This window comes from Marivita sp. (assembly GCF_965656765.1).
GTDB lineage: Bacteria > Pseudomonadota > Alphaproteobacteria > Rhodobacterales > Rhodobacteraceae > Marivita.
Genome location: NZ_CBFHLV010000019.1, coordinates 15165 through 28431, shown reverse-complemented (window position 1 = coordinate 28431; position 13267 = coordinate 15165). Strand labels below are relative to the sequence as shown.

At 56.8% G+C, this 13267-nt stretch carries 15 protein-coding genes; 9 read left to right on the top strand and 6 right to left on the bottom strand.

The window, feature by feature from the left end; all coding sequences use genetic code 11:
* Positions 1 to 58: 58 nt before the first annotated feature.
* Positions 59 to 850 (bottom strand): inositol monophosphatase family protein, encoded by a 792-nt coding sequence (locus tag ACTG4M_RS07655; protein WP_439123078.1) that lies wholly within the window; start codon positions 848 to 850, stop codon positions 59 to 61.
* 178 nt (positions 851 to 1028) lie between these two features.
* On the opposite strand from ACTG4M_RS07655, the gene ACTG4M_RS07650 reads away from it, so the two are divergent.
* The gene (locus ACTG4M_RS07650; protein WP_439123056.1) at positions 1029 to 1475 is read left to right on the top strand and encodes a YHS domain-containing (seleno)protein; all 447 of its coding nucleotides are present in this window, start codon (positions 1029 to 1031) and stop codon (positions 1473 to 1475) included.
* A 57-nt stretch (positions 1476 to 1532) separates the two neighbouring features.
* On the opposite strand, the gene thyX is transcribed toward ACTG4M_RS07650, so the two are convergent.
* The gene (gene thyX, locus ACTG4M_RS07645) at positions 1533 to 2438 is read right to left on the bottom strand and encodes an FAD-dependent thymidylate synthase (RefSeq protein WP_439123055.1); all 906 of its coding nucleotides are present in this window, start codon (positions 2436 to 2438) and stop codon (positions 1533 to 1535) included.
* Positions 2439 to 2651: 213 nt separating this feature from the next.
* Here thyX and ACTG4M_RS07640 point away from each other — a divergent pair, with 213 nt between their 5' ends.
* The 4 genes from ACTG4M_RS07640 to ACTG4M_RS07625 all read left to right on the top strand — a co-directional run bounded on the left by ACTG4M_RS07640 (position 2652) and on the right by ACTG4M_RS07625 (position 6365).
* The gene (locus tag ACTG4M_RS07640; RefSeq protein WP_439123054.1) at positions 2652 to 3788 is read left to right on the top strand and encodes a hypothetical protein; all 1137 of its coding nucleotides are present in this window, start codon (positions 2652 to 2654) and stop codon (positions 3786 to 3788) included.
* The gene (locus tag ACTG4M_RS07635; protein ID WP_439123053.1) at positions 3788 to 5152 is read left to right on the top strand and encodes a tetratricopeptide repeat protein; all 1365 of its coding nucleotides are present in this window, start codon (positions 3788 to 3790) and stop codon (positions 5150 to 5152) included. The genes ACTG4M_RS07640 and ACTG4M_RS07635 overlap by 1 nt, the downstream gene beginning before the upstream one ends.
* A 69-nt stretch (positions 5153 to 5221) precedes the next feature.
* The gene (locus ACTG4M_RS07630) at positions 5222 to 5650 is read left to right on the top strand and encodes a VOC family protein (protein WP_439123052.1); all 429 of its coding nucleotides are present in this window, start codon (positions 5222 to 5224) and stop codon (positions 5648 to 5650) included.
* 52 nt (positions 5651 to 5702) lie between these two features.
* On the top strand, positions 5703 to 6365 hold the full coding sequence (locus ACTG4M_RS07625; RefSeq protein WP_439123051.1) for a DUF1194 domain-containing protein: 663 nt from the start codon (positions 5703 to 5705) through the stop codon (positions 6363 to 6365).
* Here the strand turns inward: ACTG4M_RS07625 and ACTG4M_RS07620 are convergent.
* From ACTG4M_RS07620 to ACTG4M_RS07610, 3 genes are all read right to left on the bottom strand, one after another.
* Positions 6362 to 6859: a MarR family winged helix-turn-helix transcriptional regulator gene (locus tag ACTG4M_RS07620; protein ID WP_439123050.1), complete on the bottom strand. Its 498-nt coding sequence runs from the start codon at positions 6857 to 6859 to the stop codon at positions 6362 to 6364. The two genes, ACTG4M_RS07625 and ACTG4M_RS07620, sit on opposite strands and share 4 nt — an antisense overlap.
* Before the next feature lie 81 nt (positions 6860 to 6940).
* The gene (locus ACTG4M_RS07615) at positions 6941 to 7201 is read right to left on the bottom strand and encodes a succinate dehydrogenase assembly factor 2 (protein ID WP_439123049.1); all 261 of its coding nucleotides are present in this window, start codon (positions 7199 to 7201) and stop codon (positions 6941 to 6943) included.
* Entirely contained in the window at positions 7198 to 7590 is a 393-nt protein-coding gene (locus tag ACTG4M_RS07610; RefSeq protein ID WP_439123048.1) for a helix-turn-helix domain-containing protein, read from the bottom strand. Before ACTG4M_RS07610 ends, ACTG4M_RS07615 begins: the two co-directional genes overlap by 4 nt.
* An 85-nt stretch (positions 7591 to 7675) precedes the next feature.
* Here ACTG4M_RS07610 and ACTG4M_RS07605 point away from each other — a divergent pair, with 85 nt between their 5' ends.
* The 4 genes from ACTG4M_RS07605 to ACTG4M_RS07590 all read left to right on the top strand — a co-directional run bounded on the left by ACTG4M_RS07605 (position 7676) and on the right by ACTG4M_RS07590 (position 12176).
* On the top strand, positions 7676 to 8878 hold the full coding sequence (locus ACTG4M_RS07605) for a pyridoxal phosphate-dependent aminotransferase (RefSeq protein WP_439123047.1): 1203 nt from the start codon (positions 7676 to 7678) through the stop codon (positions 8876 to 8878).
* Positions 8879 to 9003: 125 nt separating this feature from the next.
* Positions 9004 to 9417: a hypothetical protein gene (locus ACTG4M_RS07600; protein ID WP_439123046.1), complete on the top strand. Its 414-nt coding sequence runs from the start codon at positions 9004 to 9006 to the stop codon at positions 9415 to 9417.
* A 72-nt stretch (positions 9418 to 9489) separates the two neighbouring features.
* Positions 9490 to 11448: a DNA topoisomerase IV subunit B gene (gene parE, locus ACTG4M_RS07595; RefSeq protein WP_439123045.1), complete on the top strand. Its 1959-nt coding sequence runs from the start codon at positions 9490 to 9492 to the stop codon at positions 11446 to 11448.
* 311 nt (positions 11449 to 11759) lie between these two features.
* Positions 11760 to 12176, top strand: coding sequence for a hypothetical protein (locus ACTG4M_RS07590; protein ID WP_439123044.1), 417 nt, complete (start codon positions 11760 to 11762; stop codon positions 12174 to 12176).
* Positions 12177 to 12832: 656 nt separating this feature from the next.
* On the opposite strand, the gene rplQ is transcribed toward ACTG4M_RS07590, so the two are convergent.
* The gene (rplQ, locus tag ACTG4M_RS07585) at positions 12833 to 13255 is read right to left on the bottom strand and encodes a 50S ribosomal protein L17 (protein ID WP_439123043.1); all 423 of its coding nucleotides are present in this window, start codon (positions 13253 to 13255) and stop codon (positions 12833 to 12835) included.
* Between the last annotated feature and the right edge of the window lie 12 nt (positions 13256 to 13267).

Here is a 13267-nt window from a genome sequence, read left to right as displayed (position 1 = left end):
ATCCCCCAGAGCAACTTGGGAGCTATGATACACAAGCCAATGGGTCAGGACAGCCCCGTCAGTCGGTTGTGCGGATGACCTTCGCCAAAGCGGCAAAGATCTGGTTGTTTGCACACAGAATTGACCCGTGTTCCAAAGGTGTCTGCCCTGCCCGCACACCCTCTACCAAAGCGCCTGCTTCTGCTGCGATCAACACACCTGCTGCCAAATCAGTCAAGACACCTTCGCGTTGCCAATACCCGTCAATCCGGCCTGCCGCGACATAGGCCAAGTCAAGCGCGCTGGAACCAGAGGCCCGCATCCCAGAACACTCTGGCATCACGCAGGCAAGATCCTTGAGCGTCGCGGGCAAGGTCCGCTTCACGCCAAACGGCACGACATGGCCCAAAACCGATTCGACCAGACGATGGCGGCTTGAGACGCGCACGCGTTTGTTGTCGTTCAGCCAGGCACCTGCACCCTTTTCGGCATAGAACATTTCGTCCTTTGCCGGATCGAACACCACGGCCGACACAATCTGGCCCTTATGTTCAAGCGCGATCGAGACCGCAAAATGCGGCTGGCCGTGCAAAAAGTTCGTTGTGCCTTCAATAGGGTTCACGATCCAACGGCGCGTCGGATCTTCGCCCTCGGCTTCGCCAGCCGGTTCGACATACCCATAGGTGCCACGCGCCCCGGTCAAGTCTTCGTGCAGGATCGCGCCTGCAGCTTTGGCGGCACGCGATACGAACTCTTCAGCATTCGTCGCCGAGGTCTGCAGATTCTCGACCTCGCGGAAATCTTTGTTAAGCGACCGACCCGCCTTGCGGGCGGCTTTGATCATGATGTTGAGATTGGCGCTGCCCTGCATCATGGGCCTCCGGCTGTTCGGGATCAGACCGGGCGTATAAGCGGGACATGGACCAATGCCAAGGGGCTGTGGCCGATGACGGCGTTTCACGTCGCTGCGAGGTGTGTATCAAACTCCTTCTTTCCGTGGCGGCATCCCCCAACTCTGACTCATAGATGTTGAAAAAGGATGAACGCCAATGCACCGCCGCACATTTTCCGCCATCGCCCTTGCCGCCCCTGCCCTCTGGCTCGCCCGCCCTGCACTGGCTCGCGAACCAGAGATTTATCAGGAAGCCGGCATCGCCATCGACGGCTCTGACCCCGTTGGCTATTTCACCACAAACGGCCCGGTGGCAGGCGGCGATGTAACAGTGGACTACAAAGGCGCAACATGGCGCTTTGTCGATCAAGCCTCTGCCGATGCGTTCGCGGTCAACCCGACTGCCTACGCACCCGCCTTCGGAGGCTACTGCGCCTTCGCCGCCTCCCGCGGCTACCTCGCCCCGACAACCCCCGAAGCCTGGACGATCTATGAGGAAAAGCTTTACCTCAACGCCAACCTCCGCGCCCGCGAGCTGTGGCTCGAGGACATCCCCGGCAACATCGCCAAAGGAGAAGCCAACTGGCCGGGGATTTTGGGGTAAATCGTAGGGTGCGTGATTCCACGCACCACTCCTCCCACGCCGGTTGATCTGTTGGAATTATCCCAACACCCCCTCAAACTCCCGCCATTCCCCCTTGGACATACCGGAGTTCTCCTGGGTCACGGTCTCGCCTTTTAGCATCCGCCGCACGCAGTCCAGCGCGGTTGACGACAGTGTCGCGCCACCCATGCGGTAATCCTCGAAGGCGCGGTAGGCGAAGGGGACCCAGTCAGCGACGACTTTGCAAATCTCGTCGGCGTAAACCCTTATTTCATACTGCGCGTGCGAATCTGCCCTGAGTCGGAGGAAATGGAGCAGGTTGTGCAGATCGACCTTCCAATACCATTGCGTGTAGATGTTCGCGGGCAGGTTCATCCGGGCCAGTTCGCGGGCCAGCCCCTGTTGGCCGTCCTGACTGATCATCTCTTCGTAATGATCATAGCAGCGCATCGCGTCCTCACGCAGATAGCGCAGCACGCGGTCCGCCTCTTCGCCTTCCAAAGCCTCACCGCGCCCTTGGTTGTTGATCACCGACTGCGCGTTCAGGTGTTCAGGCGCGGGAATATAAAACTCCCGGTCGAGGATCGAATATCGGGCCGAGTATTCGTTGACGTTCGCCGTCCGGTGCCGAATCCACTGGCGCGCCACAAAGACAGGCAGTTTGACGTGCAGCTTGATCTCGCACATCTCGAACGGGGTCGAATGCCAGTGCCGCATCAGATACCGGATCAGCCCTTCGTCATTCTGCACCGATTTCGTGCCCTTGCCATACGACACGCGGGCCGCCTGACAAATCGCGGCGTCGTCGCCCATGTAATCGACCACGCGGATGAAACCGTGATCCAGCACTGGATAGGCGGTGTACAGATGCCCCTCCATGCCTTGGCTAACCGCGCGCAACGTCTGCTGCGGCGCGCTGCGCTGTTCGGTGATTTCGGCCTCTTGTTCCGGCGACAGGGGCATGGCGAATCCTTTCCCACTAGGATGAGTCGTTGTCGACTATATCTCGCGGCTGTCACGGTAGGAACCACCAAGGATGGTACCATGCACCGAGGTCGCAGTATCAGGCTTTTTCACCTCAACTGCTGTGCTATGCGTTGACTTTCAATCAGGCCTGCCGGATTTTCGCGGATGAGGTCGCACAACAGACCAAGGCAAGCCGGGGCAGTATATTCCATGACGCGCATTTTCCTTCTTATTCTGTGTTTGGGTTTTGTCTCCGCCTGTGACAGCGGCGGTGGCGATGTTCTGCAGACCCCGACCACTGGTGACGGCACCGGTACGGATGGCGATGGCACAACCGACGAAACCCCGATCGAAAGCACCCGTGGCACACCCGAATTGCCGCCCGGTACCACTGACCCAACACCGAATTCACAGATCGTTCGCCGTGAAGAGCAGGACGAGGAATCCGGTGGCGGCTACGCAACAAACATCCGCTACCTGAACGATGAAGGTCAGGATGAATTTTTCGTCGACAACATCGCGTTCGACGGCAACAACGTTTACACCCGTGGCGACCCTGTAACGGGTGTTGCACAGTTAGGGTCATTCGCCGTTTACGAAGGCGCGGAAACCACCGAAGACCCTGTCACCGGTACGACACTGCGCACCTTCACCTATCGCGCCATTTACGGACGCAGCACCAACGGCGAAACCGAATTCGCCATTGTACGTTCCGGATCATACGTCGATTTTGGCTTTGGTGGTTTCGTATACCAACGCAATGGGCTCGATGACGACGGCAACGCTGTCACGCTCGTTCTCCCCGAAGAGGGTGATGCCCGCTACACGGGTGATTACGCTGGCATCCGTGTTTTCTCTGGACGTGGCGGACTTGAATATGTTGATGGCGACGCCGAAATGTTCATCGATTTCAAAGACTTTAACGACGGCAATCGCGGTGTCGCGCTCTTTGTAAACAACCGCCGCCTTTATGACATCGATGGAACAGAAGTCACCGGCGCATACATTGACGCGCTGGCACGCGGTGATGAGTCAGAGGACGGCACAGTAACACGGTCACTGGTTACGGATACAGATGCCGACGGTAACCCGGTTCTGCCGCGTATCCGGCCTGTCATTTCTCCGGATGATGCCGACGCGAATGGCGAAGTCGCCGGCGAAGTGTTTGAAATCTCGGAATTCGACAATGGTGAAGTGGCCGAAAGCGGCGAAGGCACGTACTACGCCATCATATCTGGCGAGGGTGCGGGCGAAGTCGTCGGCGTTCTGGTAATGACGGGCAACGATCCACGCTTTGCGGGCGGCACCTACCAGGAAACCGGTGGGTTCATCGTCTACCGCCAGTGATGCCGCGCTGGCCCCGACGGATTCGGCTGACCCTTGCGGCCATCGCCTTTTCGGCGGTGCAGGTCCACGCACAAGCGGTCCTGAACCCGGAACAGATGCGCGAACTTGCCAGTCAGGCTGTGCTGCAAGGCCAGGCCGGGTTGGCATTCGACCTGACTGGCGCATTGATTGATCGGGACGATACCGACCTTGATGCGCACCTGATCCGGTCGAGGGCTGCGCGAAACTTGGGCCGCAACGACGAGGCCCTAACCCATGCGCGCCGCGCTTGGGCCTTGGCCGAAGGCGAGCAGGCCAGATACGCCGCCGCTTTGGCTATGGCGCAAGCCCTTTCTTCGTCAGGGCGTCGGACGGCAGCTCAGCTTTGGCTGCGTCGCGCGGTTCAGATCGCCCCCAATGACGCATTGGAGGCGCGCGCGGCCGCGGATTTCCGCTATGTGCGCCGCCAAAACCCATGGTCCACAGCCTTACGATTTTCCGTCTCGCCAAGTTCGAACATTAACAACGACAGCCGCAACGAGACCTCCGAGCTTTTTGGTCTTCCGTTTGAATTCGCCTTGGAAGGCGAGGCGCGCGCACTTTCGGGCGTTGAGGTATCCGCCGGCTTCAGTACGCGCTACCGGCTTGTGAACACCGACCGCAAACGTACCGACCTGCTGTTTGGCCTGTCCCACCGGACTTATGTTTTGTCCGACGAGGCCAAAGACATTGCGCCAGATGCGGACGGGTCAGATTTTGCGACCAGTTCAGTTTTTGTCGGCCTGCAAGAGAATTACGCCTTGCCAGGCGGAAAGGCACGGCTTGGCTGGGATGCCCGGATTGGTCGCACGTGGTACGGGGGTGACCCTCTGTTGACGTATAATCGCATCGGCGCCACCTATCGCCGCACTGCAGGCGACCGAGGGATGTTCAACCTCGCCATCAGCCGAGAGGGGCAGGATGGCGAAACGGGACGTGACGATGCCACGATCTGGAGCGCCCATGTTGGTTACGGTATGGCTCTGGCCAGCGGAAATACGCTGTCAGTATCGACAACTTTCACCGAATCAGAAAGCGACGCCGACTACCTTGATTACACACTGCGCGCGATTTCCGCCCGGTACGGCCTGGCGAAACCCATCGGACCAGCGCAATTGGAATTCGGACTAACGCTTTCGGAAAAACGGCACGAACGGTCAAACCTGACAACAGACGGTCGGGACGAGCGCAGCATCAAGGCCACTGTCACCGCGGCGCTGCCCGACATGGACTTCTACGGTTTCATCCCCACGATCACCCTGAATGCCGAGCGCACCGACGCGAATATCGACCTGTACGAGACCGAGAATTTCGGTATTCAGCTTGGAATTCGGTCCGCGTTCTAGGGCTTTATTCTCTCTCGACATCGCTGTGTTTTGGCCTAGCCTCTTGGGGAACCAACTCAAGAGGAAATTATGCCCCTTCGCTATCTTCACACCATGGTGCGCGTCAAAGACCTTGAAGCGTCTATGAAATTTTTCGGTTTGCTTGGTTTGAAAGAAACCCGCCGCATGGACAACGAAAAGGGCCGATTCACGCTGATCTTCATGGCGCCCGAGGGGCAAGAAGAATGCCCGGTTGAATTGACATATAACTGGGATGGCGATGATGGCCTGCCGTCGGACAGTCGGCATTTTGGCCATTTGGCCTATCGCGTCGACAACATCTACGACCTGTGCCAGCACTTGATGGACAACGGTGTGACGATCAATCGCCCACCGCGCGATGGCCACATGGCGTTTATTCGTTCGCCAGACAACATCTCGATCGAATTGCTGCAAGAAGGAGATTCACTTCCTCCGGCAGAACCTTGGGCAAGCATGGAAAACACCGGCCACTGGTGATGTGATGCGACGCTGGGGGGCAGCTTTGATATGTGCGCTTTGGGCAGGTTCAATGACCCCTGCCCAGTCACAAAGTCATTGCCGCCTGGCACTTGTTCTAGCCCTTGATGTGTCGTCCTCGGTCGATGCCGAGGAATACGCTCTTCAGCGCGACGGCCTTGCCGCCGCGTTGAATGCCCCACTTATCCGTGAGACCATTCTTGCTGGCGATGGTCATGTTTCGATCGCGATTTATGAATGGAGTGGTCGACGTCAAAGCGCCATGGTGAGCAATTGGGTTGCATTGACCGACAACGCAGCGATTGATGGTGTCATCCAATCGCTTGTCTCTGCTCCGCGCAGCCACACGCGGTTTCCCACTGCGATGGGTTATGCGCTTGGGTATGGTGCGACTCTGCTGTCGCGCGGGCCGGTGTGCGACAGACAAGTGATCGATTTATCTGGTGATGGCGAAAACAACGATGGGTTTCCACCAAGCCTCGCCTATCGGAACTTTCCCTTTTCAAATGTAACCGTAAACGGCTTGGCTGTCCTAGGCGGGTCAGACGATGTTGTAGATTATTTCCAACGCGAGGTTCGGTTTGGGTTTGGGGCCTTTGTGGAAACATCCGAAGGATATCAGGGCTACCGTGATGCCATGACGCGCAAACTGTTTCGCGAACTGAACGATATGATCCTGACCGCCCAACCCTTAGATCATCAGCGCCCCGGCTAGTAGATATAACGGATCTGGTCAGTCCAATACCGCTCCATCCGACGCAACGTGGTGCTCATGTCATCAAGCGTGTCGTGATCGATCACATTCTTTTCAATCAGACCATCGGCATGGCGCGCGAACAAGGCAGAGATCAGATCCCGAATCTCGCGCCCGCGCGGCGTGAGTTTCACCCGAACAGACCGCCTGTCGATTTCGCAGCGCTGGTGATGCATATACCCCATCTCGACCAGCTTTTTGAGGTTATAGCTGACATTACTGCCCTGATAATAACCACGGGTTTTCAATTCACCCGCTGTCACCTCGTTATCCCCGATATTGAACAAGAGCAGCGCCTGAACAGCGTTGATTTCAATGATGCCGACCCGTTCAAATTCGTCTTTGATCACGTCAAGTAGCAATCGGTGTAACCGTTCTACCAACGCAAGCGCTTCAAGATAGCCGTCCAACATGCCGTTGGTACGGCCCTGATCAACAGATGCATGAATTCTCATTCGTTTCTCCGCCTAACCTGTAGAGGCAGAGAATCACGCATAAACGCGAATAATCAGTTAAGCCGGAAAAATTGTTTGAATTCAGCGCCGAAACGCGACTTCCGAGATGTCCAAGATCATATCGCGCAAAGATTCGGGCGGCGGCGTCTGCCCACTGACCCATTGATACAGATCCTGATCGTTCTCGGACAAAAGAGCATCGTAGCGATCCAGCGTGGCATCGTCGAAACCGTCCAGCCGTAGCTCGGCATAGCGGGACAGGATGATATCCATCTCTTTGATGCCGCGCCGCATCGAGCGCATCGACAGACGCTTAAGACGATGTTCGCGCAGTTCGCTCATGTTTGTGGCACCATCAGGTTGCGAAGACGCTTTTCAAGTCGGGCCAATTGTTCAGCTTTGAAGTGAAGCTCGGACTTCATCTCGCGGATTTCAAGGATAATTTCCGTCAGATCAGAAGGCAGCGTTTCGGCGTCAGGACCATCGACACCTTCGCCCTCACCGTTGATCAACCACATCATCGATACGTTCAGCAAACCCGCCAGCATCGAAAGACGGTTTGCACGCGGCTCGGCGATATCATTCTCCCAATTGCGCAACGTGCTTTTCTTGACGCCCAAACGTTTTGCCAAGGATTCTTGCGTCATGCCAGCAGCCTCGCGTGCAGCGGTCATCCTATCACCAAATGTTGCAATTTCAGGGGCATACCAGTTCTGGTCGCTCTCGGTCATCACGTCTCCTTTCGCGATCATTGCTTGATCGCCTTTCGACCGCACCCTAAGACAGTCGAGGTGCAATCACAAACAGGGTCCAGCCATGCCATTTCTGTCCGACACACTTGCCCGCGTAAGCCCATCGCCCACCGTCGCTGTCACGCAAAAGGCGTTGGAACTCAAAGCGGCGGGCCATGATGTCATTGGTCTTGGGGCCGGTGAGCCGGACTTTGACACACCCGATAACATCAAGGCCGCTGCAATTGCGGCGATTGAAGCAGGAAAAACGAAGTACACGGCAGTTGATGGAATTCCCGAAGTCAAACAAGCGATCTGCGACAAGTTCAAGCGCGAGAACGGACTCGATTACACGCCGTCGCAAGTTGCCGTTTCGACGGGCGGCAAGCAGGTGCTGTACAACGCACTTTTGGCAACACTGAACCCCGGCGATGAGGTCATCATCCCTGCCCCTTATTGGGTCAGCTATCCGGATATGGTACGGCTTGGTGGCGGCGAGCCGGTGGTCGTTGAAACAACGCTGGAGGACGGGTTTCGCATTTCTCCAGAGGCGCTTGACGCGGCGATCACTCCAAACACCAAATGGTTCATCTTCAATTCGCCATCCAACCCAACCGGCGCAGGTTATGGGCATAACCAGCTGAAAGCATTGACAGATGTTCTCATGCGCCACCCCCATGTCTGGGTGATGACTGACGACATGTACGAACATCTGGCCTATGACGGGTTCCAGTTCTGCACGCCTGCACAGGTCGAACCGGGTCTCTATGACCGGACGTTGACCGTGAATGGCGTGTCCAAAGCCTACGCCATGACGGGCTGGCGCATCGGCTATGCGGCGGGGCCCGAACCCCTGATCACCGCCATGCGCAAGCTGCAATCCCAATCCACCACCAACCCTTGTTCGATCAGCCAATGGGCCACCGTGGAGGCATTGAATGGCCCGCAGGATTTCTTGGCTGAACGGAGCGAGGCGTTCCGCAAACGTCGCGATCTTGTGGTCGCCGGGCTAAACGCCTGCAACGGCATCACATGTGCCGTGCCAGAAGGCGCATTTTACGTCTACCCGTCCATCGCAGGCTGCATCGGCAAGACAAGCGCGGCGGGCACTCTGATCGTCTCGGACGAGGCCTTTGCGACTGCATTGCTGGAGGAACAGGGTGTTGCGGTGGTCTTTGGCGCCGCGTTCGGCCTTAGCCCCTATTTTCGGGTCAGCTATGCCACGTCCGAGGAGGCTCTGACCGAAGCTTGCAGCCGCATTCATGAATTCTGTGCAAAACTGTCATAGGTTGCAATGCTAGGCGTGTGGTGACACCTTATAAGAGTAACGTACCCCGGGTCGGAATGGCCCGACGGTTGAGCTACAAATTGGTGTGGTGTTGGTGAATTCGGTTTGGCGGGAGCGAGGCGGCAATGGCTGGAGAACTTCCTGACTATTACTTCAGGGTCCGCGAAAACGGCGCGCTGGTCTTCCGGGTGGACACGGAAAACCCACAGCGGCGGATCGAGATGGATCAGATCGCCGTCGTCAACATCCGCAATGGTGAGATCAAGCCACATGGCGAACGTACATTAAGCGACGCTGATGTCACCGTGATCCGCGACTGGATGCAAGAACGGCAGATCGTTCTGGCCGACCGCGATGTCGATGACATTCTACGCTCTGTTGACCACCTCAACCTGACGACCCAATGGGCGCAATCACGGGCTACGGACGAGCAACTTGAGAACGTGACCGATGCGCTGCTGCTGGCGATGCACGACCTGCGTGGCGTTTTGGTGCGGCGCAAGGCAGAACGGCTGATCAGCAAAGAGAAAGCCAGCTGACACACGCGGGCGCTTCCCCCCTGTCGCCGGCTCTGCCATACTGGCGCAAAGCAACAAACACAGAGCAGCGCAATGGCCGAAGACCTTCTCTCCGGGCACGAACCTACCGACTATGACGCCTCGTCCATCGAGGTGCTGGAAGGACTGGAACCTGTCCGCAAACGCCCCGGCATGTATATCGGCGGCACTGATGAACGCGCGTTGCATCACCTTGTCGCCGAAGTGCTCGACAACTCGATGGACGAAGCAGTGGCGGGTCACGCCAACCGGATCGAGGTAGAACTGCACGAGGATTACGCGGTCACCATCCGCGACAACGGGCGTGGCATTCCGATTGATCCCCATCCAAAATTTCCAGACAAATCCGCGCTTGAGGTGATCCTGTGTACGCTGCACGCGGGCGGTAAATTCTCTGGCAAAGCCTATGAGACATCAGGCGGTCTGCACGGGGTGGGTGCGTCTGTCGTGAACGCACTGTCGGATTCCATGGTGGTGCAGGTCGCGCGGAACAAGGAAGTCTATGAGCAGCGCTTTTCGCGAGGCATTCCATTGGGCCCGGTAGCCAAAGTGGGCCAAGCGCCCAACCGGCGTGGGACGATGGTGACCTTTCATGCGGATGAGGAAATCTTTGGCTCCCACAGGTTTAAACCGGCGCGGTTGCTCAAGATGGTACGCTCCAAGGCTTATCTGTTTTCTGGCGTCGAAATTCGTTGGAAATCCGCGATCAATGATGGCGAAACCCCAACCGAAGCCACATTCCACTTTCCCGGTGGTCTGAGCGATTATCTAACCGAAACATTGGGCAGCGCTTCGACCTATGCGGACAAACCATTCGCGGGCACTGTCGAATTCCGCGAGAAATTCAATGCGCCAGGCAAAGTCGAGTGGGCCATCAACTGGACGCCATCACGCGACGGGTTCATCCAGTCCTACTGTAACACCGTTCCAACCCCCGAGGGCGGCACGCACGAAGCCGGGTTCTGGGCTGCGATCCTCAAAGGTATTCGCGCCTACGGTGAATTGTCGAATAACAAGAAAGCTGCGCAGATCACCCGCGACGACCTGATCACGGGCGGCTGTGCATTGGTCTCTTGCTTTATCCGCGAGCCGGAATTCGTGGGTCAAACCAAGGACCGGTTGGCCACCACCGAAGCACAGCGCCTTGTCGAAGGGGCGGTGCGCGACCACTTCGACAACTGGCTGGCGGCAGACACGAAATCCGCCGGTGCGATCCTCGACTTCCTGGTGCTGCGCGCCGAGGAACGGTTGCGGCGGCGGCAGGAAAAGGAAACCCAGCGCAAATCAGCGACGAAGAAACTGCGCCTACCGGGCAAACTGGTGGATTGCTCATCCAACACGCGCGAGGGCACAGAGCTATTCATCGTCGAGGGCGACTCGGCCGGGGGATCGGCCAAAATGGCGCGGGATCGCAAAACACAGGCGCTGTTGCCGTTGCGAGGGAAAATCCTGAACGTTCTGGGTGCTGCCTCCTCTAAACTGGGGACCAATGCCGAGATCAGCGATCTGACACAGGCCTTGGGTGTGGGTTTGGGTACCAAGTTCAACGTGGACGATCTTCGTTACGATAAGATTATCATCATGACGGATGCGGACGTGGACGGCGCACATATTGCGGCGCTTTTGATGACATTTTTCTTCTCTCAAATGCGCCCAATGATCGATACAGGGCATTTGTACCTTGCCTGCCCGCCTTTGTACCGCCTGACCCAAGGGCCCAAACGGCTTTACGTTTCGGACGATGCTGAAAAAGATCTGATGATGGAAAAGGGTCTTGGCGGCAAAGGCAAGATCGACGTCCAACGCTTTAAGGGTCTGGGCGAGATGGACGCGAAGGACCTGAAAGAAACCACGATGGATCCAGCGTCCCGCAAGCTGATCCGGGTGACCATCGACGAGGACGAACCGGGCGAAACCGGCGATCTGGTGGAACGGCTGATGGGGAAGAAGCCAGAGCTGCGGTTCCAGTATATCCAGGAGAATGCGCGGTTTGTTGAGGAGTTGGATGTTTGAGTGCAGACCAATTGATAGCAAACCGAAAGGTTTTTAAATGGTCTAACCTACGCCTGTTACTCGATCAAAATCTAGTGCGGCTGGCTGTGTTTGCTCCACTACTTGGGTACATTATTCTATTTAATGACACTATTACCGACCAGTTCGAGTTCGAGAATCTAATAGGATCAAATTCTACTCTTTTCCTCTCAACAAAATCCCGCCTTCAACTAATCTACTTTGGTACAATTCTATGCAGCGCATGCGCAATCTGGTACAAAATCAGATGCCCAGAACAGATACGGTTGGCAGCGAATAGTCGTGATTATTCCGTGCGTGCTCTGCAAGACTATTCTGTACAGAAGCTGTTCAAAATCTTTGTTACCCTAGAGATGAAGGTCGGGTACGGCTTGCACGACTATACTTTATTTGATCGCGATGATCTGCATGAATTTCTCAACGAGGCAATCGGCGGCGCCGCTCAAACAAACACACTTACAAATGACGAAATACAATTCACACTGAAAGACACTCGAAATCCCCATGACGCCGTAACGCGATCTCGGGAGTTTCTGGGCCAACTATTGGAAGATGAATATAAATACATCGACCACTCAAGGAAAATCGAAATTACTACGCTAGCTATTCTTACAGTTTTTTCTTTAGGAATGCTTGCAATACCGGCGGCCGATGTCTTCTTCTCTGTAATCTTTGATATTTTCCAGTCCGACGCCGTAACTCCAATCTAATTCGTAGTGTGCATCCTTGCACGCAACGTATGAGCTTGAATCGTTCGCGAAAGCATCGACCAGAAGAAGCTCCATCGCCAAACCGCGGGATGGCGTCCTCGGATCGAACGGCACCCTTTATCGTTGCCACGTCCGAGCGACATATGAACGGCGCGCATACGGTAATCAATCGCCAGCCCGGGGGGCGGTCTGGCGATGGCGCGGCGGGTGCAATGTTCGTAGGGTGCGTGCTTGCACGCACCACGCACGCCAAATGTGGTGCGTGAAATCACGCACCCTACGGTGATTTGTGATGTCGGTGGGGTGATCCCGCCAAAAATTTCCGAAAAGAGGTGACGTCACCTGAGTTGGGTGGACATCCTCTCCCCTGTGCAGAGCTACTTGCGCGGCTCTGAACCTGTATCCCGTGCCAATCGGGACCTGTGAGATGCATCTCTCATGGTCTGAACGTATGACACGTCCGCAGAGAGAGGGTCGTCGCTTGGGGTGTTCCGCCAAAAGACGGAACGGGTATCGGATCCAATGGGCGGGAGGTATCGGGCCGAAGGGTTAAGCGCGCGGAAATGGACCGCGCGGTGCCGGTACGCCGCGTCCCCCAAAAACGAAAAAGCCCCGCCACATGGGCGGGGCCGTGATCGTGCCACTGGGGCGTGATCTTATTCTTCGTCGGCTGCCTCGAACTCGGCGATGCGTGCTTTGTCAGCCGCGCCTTTCGCGTCGACATCGCGATCCACGAATTCAATGATCGCCATCGGTGCCATGTCGCCATAGCGGAAGCCCGCTTTCAGGATGCGGACATAGCCGCCCGAACGCTCGGCGTAGCGGGGTCCGAGGATTTCGAACAGTTTCGCAACGTGCATATCCTGCTTGAGCGATGCGCGGGCCTGACGGCGGGCGTGCAGATCGCCGCGCTTGCCGAGCGTGATCAGCTTTTCCACGATCGGGCGCAGTTCTTTGGCCTTGGGCAGGGTTGTCTTGATTTGCTCATGTTCAATGAGCGAGCCTGCCATGTTCGCGAAAAGCGCCTTGCGGTGCTCGTGTGTGCGGTTCAGGCGGCGGTAGCCTCGTGCGTGACGCATGTGTCTTCTCCT

Bases quoted from the DNA above. Each gene is read 5' to 3' on its own strand.
- ACTG4M_RS07600 (WP_439123046.1), top strand. From the start codon at position 9,004: ATGGCTGGAGAACTTCCTGACTATTACTTCAGGGTCCGCGAAAACGGC.
- parE (WP_439123045.1), top strand. From the start codon at position 9,490: ATGGCCGAAGACCTTCTCTCCGGGCACGAACCTACCGACTATGACGCC.
- ACTG4M_RS07605 (WP_439123047.1), top strand. From the start codon at position 7,676: ATGCCATTTCTGTCCGACACACTTGCCCGCGTAAGCCCATCGCCCACC.
- rplQ (WP_439123043.1), bottom strand. From the start codon at position 13,255: ATGCGTCACGCACGAGGCTACCGCCGCCTGAACCGCACACACGAGCAC.
- ACTG4M_RS07635 (WP_439123053.1), top strand. From the start codon at position 3,788: ATGCCGCGCTGGCCCCGACGGATTCGGCTGACCCTTGCGGCCATCGCC.
- ACTG4M_RS07650 (WP_439123056.1), top strand. From the start codon at position 1,029: ATGCACCGCCGCACATTTTCCGCCATCGCCCTTGCCGCCCCTGCCCTC.
- ACTG4M_RS07630 (WP_439123052.1), top strand. From the start codon at position 5,222: ATGCCCCTTCGCTATCTTCACACCATGGTGCGCGTCAAAGACCTTGAA.
- ACTG4M_RS07620 (WP_439123050.1), bottom strand. From the start codon at position 6,859: ATGAGAATTCATGCATCTGTTGATCAGGGCCGTACCAACGGCATGTTG.
- ACTG4M_RS07615 (WP_439123049.1), bottom strand. From the start codon at position 7,201: ATGAGCGAACTGCGCGAACATCGTCTTAAGCGTCTGTCGATGCGCTCG.
- ACTG4M_RS07655 (WP_439123078.1), bottom strand. From the start codon at position 850: ATGCAGGGCAGCGCCAATCTCAACATCATGATCAAAGCCGCCCGCAAG.
- thyX (WP_439123055.1), bottom strand. From the start codon at position 2,438: ATGCCCCTGTCGCCGGAACAAGAGGCCGAAATCACCGAACAGCGCAGC.
- ACTG4M_RS07610 (WP_439123048.1), bottom strand. From the start codon at position 7,590: ATGACCGAGAGCGACCAGAACTGGTATGCCCCTGAAATTGCAACATTT.
- ACTG4M_RS07625 (WP_439123051.1), top strand. From the start codon at position 5,703: ATGACCCCTGCCCAGTCACAAAGTCATTGCCGCCTGGCACTTGTTCTA.
- ACTG4M_RS07640 (WP_439123054.1), top strand. From the start codon at position 2,652: ATGACGCGCATTTTCCTTCTTATTCTGTGTTTGGGTTTTGTCTCCGCC.